6 protein-coding genes are annotated in these 4,909 nt (G+C 68.6%); 2 read left to right on the top strand and 4 right to left on the bottom strand.

All coding sequences use genetic code 11. From position 1 onward, the window contains the following. Positions 1-594: DUF1134 domain-containing protein (locus Q0U08_RS17740; RefSeq protein ID WP_298092967.1), on the top strand; the 594-nt coding region annotated here is incomplete at its 5' end. A 37-nt stretch (positions 595-631) separates the two neighbouring features. Here Q0U08_RS17740 and Q0U08_RS17735 read toward each other — a convergent pair. Beyond that, a complete protein-coding gene (locus Q0U08_RS17735; protein WP_298092966.1) occupies positions 632-1,309 on the bottom strand; it encodes a phytanoyl-CoA dioxygenase family protein in 678 nt (225 codons plus the stop codon). A gap of 33 nt (positions 1,310-1,342) precedes the next feature. Then, a complete protein-coding gene (locus tag Q0U08_RS17730; protein ID WP_298092965.1) occupies positions 1,343-2,665 on the bottom strand; it encodes a dihydroorotase in 1,323 nt (440 codons plus the stop codon). 44 nt (positions 2,666-2,709) lie between these two features. On the opposite strand from Q0U08_RS17730, the gene Q0U08_RS17725 reads away from it, so the two are divergent. Next, the gene (locus tag Q0U08_RS17725) at positions 2,710-3,432 is read left to right on the top strand and encodes a folate-binding protein (RefSeq protein ID WP_298092963.1); all 723 of its coding nucleotides are present in this window, start codon (positions 2,710-2,712) and stop codon (positions 3,430-3,432) included. A gap of 4 nt (positions 3,433-3,436) precedes the next feature. Here the strand turns inward: Q0U08_RS17725 and bla are convergent, their stop codons facing one another. Both bla and Q0U08_RS17715 read right to left on the bottom strand, forming a co-directional pair. Continuing rightward, positions 3,437-4,318 (bottom strand): class A beta-lactamase, encoded by an 882-nt coding sequence (bla, locus tag Q0U08_RS17720; protein ID WP_298092962.1) that lies wholly within the window; start codon positions 4,316-4,318, stop codon positions 3,437-3,439. 183 nt (positions 4,319-4,501) lie between these two features. Next, on the bottom strand, positions 4,502-4,909 hold a 408-nt coding region (locus Q0U08_RS17715), incomplete at its 5' end, for an OmpA family protein (protein ID WP_298092960.1).

The raw sequence follows: 4,909 nt of genomic DNA, 5'->3' as shown, positions 1-4,909 counted from the left end.
GCCCAGCCCGCTCCGGCACCTACGCAGGATTTGCCGCCTGCGCCACCGCCCGCCACCACCACCGGCCAGACCGGATCGGAGGCACGTGCCACCGCCACTACCCAAGCTTCCGAAACGTTCGAGCGTGACGATCTGCTCGCCGCCGGGGAAGGCGTGTTCGGCAAGGGTGCGGAAGGCTTGGGCGGGATGCTGGAGCGCATCCTGAAGGAGCAGGGCCGCCCTAACGCCTATATCGCCGGCCGCGAAGCCTCCGGCGCGTTCGTTGTCGGTGTCCGCTATGGATCGGGTATCATGACGCACAAGGTGGAGGGACAGATGCCCGTCTACTGGACCGGCCCGTCGCTCGGCTTCGATATCGGCGGCGACGCCAACAAGGTCTTCGTCCTCGTCTATAATCTGTACGACACGGAGGAACTGTTCCACCGCTTCCCCGCCGCGGAGGGCCGGCTGTATTTCGTCGGCGGGTTCGCCGCGACCTATCTCCGGCGCGGTAACGTCGTGCTGATCCCGGTGCGCCTGGGTGTCGGCTGGCGCGCGGGCGTGAATGTCGGCTATATGAACTTCACCCACAATTCGCGCTGGTTGCCCTTCTGACATTGACGGGCGGCGTGATCCGCCGGACGGCGCATCGTCAGACGCCGAGCCATTCCAGGCCGCCCGGCAGATCGTCCGCCGCGAAATCGAGTTGAAGGACCCGGCGATGGGTCGGCACGGACGCGGCCTCGGAAGCATGCAGGATCGGCGTGGCGTACAGCCACACGTCTCCCGCCGCGGCGGTGCAGGCGCGCGTGCCGCAATCCCGGACAATCCCGTCGATCGCGTTCACCGGGATACGTCCGCGCCGGTGTGAGCCGGGCGCGATTAGCAGCGGGGCGTTGGTGGCGGGGGTGTCGTCCAGATGGACCCGCAACGTGATCATGCGGGCGAGCAGGTCGAAGGGCGGTGCGACATGACACAGGCCGGCCTTGACGGTCCAGGGGCCGAAGCCTTCGACATCGACCCTGCGCCGAACACAGATCGTGCGGTCCTGATGCCAGGCCAGTGACCAGTTCGTCTCTGCGGTCTTGTTGAACAGGATCGCCCGCACGGCACGCGCGGACGGCCCCAGAATGTCCGCCGCGATCGAGCCGATCGCGCCTCCGCCAGCCAGAAAGGTGCGCAACCCCGCGATGCCGCTGATGCGGACACCGGCCTCGCCTTGCGGCAGGTGGCCGAGTACGGCGCGCAGGGCGTCCAGGTCATGGGCGACGGCACCGGGATGATGCTGCGCGCCGTCATCCCGGTAGGTGAGCAGGCTGTGGTCGCTCACCACCGGACGCCCATCACCCTTTCCGCCCCCCGATCAGCCGAACGCCACCGCTTCGAACTTCAGCGGCTGGCCGGTCGGTGCGTCGGCCAGCGTATCGTCCCACATCGCCACCTGCCCACGAACGATGGTGCCGATCGGCTTGCCGGTCAGTTCCATGCCCGTGAAGGGCGACCAGCCACAGCGCGACTGCAGCCACGACTCCTCGACCGTCCAGCGCTTCTTCAGATCGACGATCGTGAAGTCGGCGTCATAGCCCGCCGCGATCCGCCCCTTGCCGACGATGCCGAACACGCGCTGCGCACCCGCGCTGGTCAGCTCGATCACGCGTTGCAACGTCAGCCGCCCGTTCGCGGCATGGTCGAGCAGCAGCGGCAGCAGCGTCTGCACGCCGGGCATGCCGCTGGGCGACTGCGGATAGGGCTTGGCCTTTTCCTCCACCGTATGCGGCGCGTGGTCGGAGCCGATCACGTCGGGCACGCCCTGGTTCAGCCAGTGCCACAAGCCGTCCCGGTGCGCGCCCGACCGGATCGGCGGGTTCATCTGCGCCCAGGTGCCAAGGCGCGGATACGCGTCCTCACCCGCCAGCGTCAGATGCTGCGGCGTCACCTCGCAGGTGGCGATGTCCTTGTGGCCGGCGATATATTCCAGCTCGGCCGGCGTGGTGACGTGCAGGATATGGATCCGCCGCCCCGCCTCGCGCGCCAGCCGGAGGATGCGGCGCGTGGCGAGCAGCGCGCTCTCGTCGTCGCGCCATACCGGATGCGAGGCGGGATCGCCGTCGATCCGCTCGCCCACCCGCGCGTTCATCCGATCCTCGTCCTCGGCATGGATCGCGACGCGGCGGTGGCCGTGGCGCAGCACCTGCGCCAGCGTTTCATCGTCGCTGACCAGCAGGTCGCCGGTCGATGCGCCCATGAAGATCTTCACCCCCGCGGTGCCCGGCATCCGCTCCAGCTCGGCCAGCGCCTGCGGGTTGTGGTGGGTGGCCCCGACGTAGAAAGCGTGGTCGCAATACATGCCCCTGGCCCGCGCCAGCTTGTCCGCGATCGCCTCGGCCGAATCGGTATTGGGTTTGGTATTCGGCATCTCGAACACCGCGGTCACGCCGCCCATCACGGCCGCGCGGCTGCCGCTCGCCAGATCCTCCTTGTGGACCAGGCCGGGTTCGCGAAAATGCACCTGCGTGTCGATCACGCCCGGCAGGATGTCGAGTCCGGTGCAGTCGATGCGCCGTCCGGCATCGCCCACCGATCCGATATGGACGATCCGCCCGTCCCGCACGCCGACATCGGCGCGCACGGGGCCGCCGGGGGTGTGCACGGTGCCGCCGGTGAGGGTGAGGTCGAACGTCGTCATGGCCGGGCCTTTCACGGTTGCGTGCGCCCTCCTACCTTGTGGTCATGAACGAGACCACCCCGGGAACGACCCTTGCAACCCGCGCCGTGCTGCGCCTGTCCGGCGACGATGTGCGCGGCTTTCTGCAAGGACTGGTGACGCAGGACGTCGCACTGCTGAGCCCCGAGGCCCCGCAATGGACCGCGTTGCTCAGCCCGCAGGGAAAGGTGCTGTTCGATTTCCTGCTCTGGGCGGAGGGCGATGCGGTGCTGATCGATGCCGAGGCGGATCAGGTGGAGGCGCTCTCGCGGCGCCTGTCCATGTACCGCCTGCGCCGCGCGATCACCATCGAACGCGCCGATCTGGCGGTGCACTGGAGTGCGCACGGCGATCACGGTGTTCCCGATCCGCGCCTGCCCGCGCTCGGCCGTCGCTGGCTCGCCCCCGCAGGCATCCCCGCGCAAGGCTGGGACGCACACCGCCTGCGCCTCGGCGTCACCGAGGGGGTGGGCGAACTCGGCGCGGGGGAAACCCTGTGGCTGGAATGCAATGCGCGCGAACTGAACGGCGTCAGCTTCACCAAGGGCTGTTATGTCGGGCAGGAGAACACCGCGCGAATGCATCACCGTGCGAAGGTCAATCGCCGCCTGGTCGTGACGCCGCTCGGGGAGCCCGGCGACCGCACCCGCGCGACCTATCCCGATCTCGGCCTGATGGTAGAACATCGCCGGGTGGAAGCGCTGGGAGACGCGCTGATCCCCGCCTGGCTGGCACCCGCATTGGCATAAGGCCTCAGCGTCCGGCGGCAACGTGCTGCGCGATCGTGGAGAATACCGCGTCGCGGGCATCCGCGTTCGCCGGTGTGCCCGTCAGGAAGATGGCGACTATCGCCGGGTCGCCGCCGGGTGGCCGGATCCATGCAACATCGTTGGTCGTGCCGTTGGCGCCGCTGCCCGTCTTGTCGCCGGCGGTCCAACTGTCGGGCAACCCGGCCCGAATGCGGGTCAATCCGGTTCGCGTCTCCACCATCCAGCGCCGCAGCACCATACGGGATCGAGCAAGCAGTGCATCGCCTTCAAGGATGCGCCCCGCCAACCGCGCCATCGCCGCGGGGGTCGTCGTATCGCGCGGATCGCCGGGTAGCGCGGTGTTGAGATCGGGCTCCCACCGGTCGAGCCGCGTCACCCGGTCGCCCAGGCTCCGCGCAGCGCCGGTCACGCCCCCTGGCCCACCCAGCCGCCGCAGCAACAGGTTTGCCGCGACATTGTCGCTCTCCCGAACCGCTGCCGCGCAAAGATCGGCCACGGTCATCGTGCCGCCGACATGCCGGCCGGTCACCGGCGCATGCTCCATGAGGTCCGCCTCGCGTATCGCCACGCGCGCATCAAGATGGTCGCGCCCCTTATCCACCCGCGCCAACATGCCGGCGCAGGCGAGCAGCTTGAAGGTGCTGCACATGGGAAAGCGCTGGTCCAGCCGATGCCCGCGCAACGCCCCGGTCCGCGGCACGAAATGCGCCACCCCCAGATGCCCTCCGACCTGGCGCTCAAGACCGGCAGCAAGGTCCGCCAGATTATGCTCTGCCGCCACCGCCCGCCCCGGCCGCGCCAGCGGCGCCACGATCATCGCGGTGAGCAGCGTGCGGCGACGAACGATACGGAATGCGTCGGACATGAACGTCAAAGGCCCGGGTTCGCCCGCCAAGCGCGCGTAAAGAGGAAGTCGGTGCGGATTACGCCCAAACCATCCGACCCGGATAGCCGCCGGGACGTTCCAACCGGTATCACGGGCAAAACAAAAGGGAGGCCGACTTTACGTCGACCTCCCTCTCGCATGTCAGCCGAAGCTGGGTTGGGCTTACTGGCCCGAACCCGGCCCGTAGGTGACTTCCACGCGACGGTTCTGCACTTCGCGCACGCCGTCGGCGGTCTGGACGCGCAGGCGGGTTTCGCCGAACGCTTCCGTCGAGATCACGCCGTCCGGGATCGAACGCGAGGTCATGTACGCCTTCACCGCGTCTGCACGACGCTGCGAGAGGCCCACATTGTACTGCGCGGCGCCCGAGGTATCGGTGTAACCGGCCAGCATGACCTGTGCGTTGCCGCACGACTGGTACTGCGTGACGGCGTTGTCGAGGATCGACGCGGCCTCCGGGGTGATGTCCGACTTGTCCCACTCGAAGAACACGATGAACGGACCCGGCGAGCAGACCACTTCCGGAGCCGGCGGCGGCGGCGGCGGCGGAGGCGTCGGCTCACCGAAGTT

It is taken from the genome of uncultured Sphingomonas sp., assembly GCF_946477935.1.
In the GTDB taxonomy this organism is placed as follows: Bacteria; Pseudomonadota; Alphaproteobacteria; order Sphingomonadales; family Sphingomonadaceae; genus Sphingomonas.
Note: the sequence above shows the minus strand (reverse complement) of the source record. Positions and strands in the feature narration are given on the sequence as shown.